Origin of the sequence: Providencia sp. CIM-Carb-044 (assembly GCF_033901115.1) — a bacterium.
Taxonomy (GTDB): domain Bacteria; phylum Pseudomonadota; class Gammaproteobacteria; order Enterobacterales; family Enterobacteriaceae; genus Providencia; species Providencia hangzhouensis.
This window is the reverse complement of record NZ_JAXADV010000047.1, coordinates 1-2,255: the sequence shown is the minus strand read 5'-3', so window position 1 is coordinate 2,255 and position 2,255 is coordinate 1. Positions and strand designations below refer to the sequence as shown.

4 protein-coding genes are annotated in these 2,255 nt (G+C 56.7%); 2 read left to right on the top strand and 2 right to left on the bottom strand.

The window, feature by feature from the left end; translation table 11 throughout:
* Positions 1-872 (bottom strand): beta-lactamase (locus SJ312_RS23130; RefSeq protein ID WP_269689094.1); only part of this gene is annotated, 872 nt, incomplete at its 3' end.
* A gap of 110 nt (positions 873-982) precedes the next feature.
* Between SJ312_RS23130 and ampR the strand changes: the two genes are divergently transcribed.
* Entirely contained in the window at positions 983-1,858 is an 876-nt protein-coding gene (ampR, locus tag SJ312_RS23125) for a LysR family transcriptional regulator AmpR (RefSeq protein ID WP_004193231.1), read from the top strand.
* Positions 1,859-1,861: 3 nt separating this feature from the next.
* Here ampR and hypA read toward each other — a convergent pair whose 3' ends face one another.
* A complete protein-coding gene (gene hypA / locus SJ312_RS23120) occupies positions 1,862-2,167 on the bottom strand; it encodes a hydrogenase maturation nickel metallochaperone HypA (protein WP_050583588.1) in 306 nt (101 codons plus the stop codon).
* Between hypA and SJ312_RS23115 the strand changes: the two genes are divergently transcribed.
* On the top strand, positions 2,120-2,255 hold a 136-nt coding region (locus tag SJ312_RS23115), incomplete at its 3' end, for an SMR family transporter (RefSeq protein WP_230203949.1). The two genes, hypA and SJ312_RS23115, sit on opposite strands and share 48 nt — an antisense overlap.

Below are 2,255 nucleotides of genomic sequence, written 5' to 3'. Positions count from 1 at the left end.
CCGACGAATGTTGCCGAGGCGATTGCGCGCACCGGAGCGCCGCTGGTCGATACCTCCAGCGGCGTCGAAAGCGCGCCCGCATTACCGGCCCGTGACGGCTCCATATTCATTTCCGCCCAGCGCAGCATATCTTTTGAGGCGGATTTCACGCCGTAAGATTCCGCATCAAGCTGTCCCGGCGACACGCGGACCGGTTTTTTGTTTTTATAACCGTACGCATACTGGCTTTGCGCACTTTCCGGCACAGTAATAAAGGTGTGAGATAACCCCAGCGGTGCCAGGATCCGTGCAGTCAGCAACTGCTCATACGGCATCCCCGCCGCGTTTGCGGTCAGAGCACCAAACAGGCCGATACTGCTGTTTGCATACAGACGCATATCGCCCGGTTTCCGGGACGGCTGCCACTGCTGATAGAAATTCAGCAGATCCGCACGGCTTTTTACCGCATCCGGCACCTGTAACGGCAGTCCGCCTGCGGTATAGGTAGCCAGATCCAGCAATGTGATCCCCTTCCACTGCGGCAGAGCCAGCTCCGGCTGGTATTTTGCCGCCGGATCATTCAGCGCCATCTCTTTTTTCGCCACAGAAACCGCACCCAGCACACCTGTGAAAGTTTTACTTACAGATCCGAGCTCAAATAGTGTATTTTCAGTGACCGGCTGTTTTGCCTGAATATCGGCAAAACCATAATTGAAATAATAGGGCTTACCCTTTACGGAGACGGCAACCGCCATCCCGGGAATATCCTGCTGTGCCATCAGCGGTTTAATGGTGCTGTCCACCACCGCCGCGACATTATCAGCGGCAGAAAACCCCGGGGCGGAAAACGCCAGCAGAGCGGAAATCAGTGTTGCAGATAACGATTTTTTCATCAGAATTAACCTTCCGTGTGTGAGTAACGGCGGCAAGTATCGTCAGATTCACCGGACAGAACAAACGGTTATTTATAACAAGAGCCTAAAGAAAAACTTACAGGTGGATTATGGTCAGACGTTATCTCCCCCTTAACCCGCTGCGCGCCTTTGAGGCCGCCGCCCGTCATCTCAGTTTTACCCGCGCGGCGATTGAGCTGAATGTCACCCATGCCGCCGTCAGCCAGCAGGTCAGGGCGCTGGAAGAACAACTCGGCTGTGTGCTGTTTACCCGCGTCTCGCGCGGGCTGGTGCTGACCCATGAAGGTGAGGGATTACTGCCGGTGCTCAATGAGGCGTTTGACCGGATTGCGGATACTCTGGAGTGTTTTTCTCACGGGCAGTTCCGTGAGCGGGTGAAAGTCGGTGCGGTGGGAACATTTGCCGCAGGCTGGCTGCTGCCGCGTCTGGCCGGATTCTATGACAGCCATCCGCATATTGATCTGCATATCTCCACCCATAACAATCATGTGGACCCGGCGGCGGAAGGGCATGATTATACGATCCGTTTCGGTAACGGCGCGTGGCATGAGTCAGATGCGGAACTGATTTTCAGTGCACCACACGCTCCGCTGTGCTCACCGGCCATTGCAGAACAGTTACAGCAGCCGGATGATGTTCACCGCTTTACCCTGCTGCGCTCATTCCGCCGGGATGAATGGAGCCGCTGGCTGGATTGTGCGGGCGGCACACCGCCTTCCCCGTCACAGCCGGTAATGGTGTTCGATACCTCACTGGCCATGGCCGAGGCGGCACAACTGGGTGCCGGGGTAGCGATCGCACCGGTATGTATGTTCAGCCGCCTGTTACAGTCAGGCGCACTGGTACAGCCGTTTGCCGCAGAAATCACCCTCGGCGGCTACTGGCTGACGCGGTTACAGTCCCGTACGGAAACCCCGGCCATGCAGCAATTCGCCCGCTGGCTGCTGAATACGGCGGCGGCGTAAAACTCACTCACCTTCCAGGCTTTTTACCCGCAAATCATCACCTTCACTGATGCGCAGCCGTTCACTGCCGCAGTGCGGACAGCATCCGGCGTGCTGCATGATTTCGGCCTCACGGCTGCAATCCCAGCACCATGCCTGTGCCGGGATAACATCAATATGCAGTGTGCAGCCCTGCGCCACGGTATCACGGCAGGCGATATCAAAACAGAAATGCAGTGCACTCTCCTCAACATCCGCCAGTGCGCCGACTTCCAGCCAGACATCCGTTACCCGCGCAATGCCGTGCTGTTCAGCCTGTTCGCGGATAATGTCCGCCGCACCGAGGGCTTTACTAAGCTTGCCCCTTCCGCCGTTGTCATAATCGGTTATGGCATCGCATTTTATTTTCTTTCTCTGG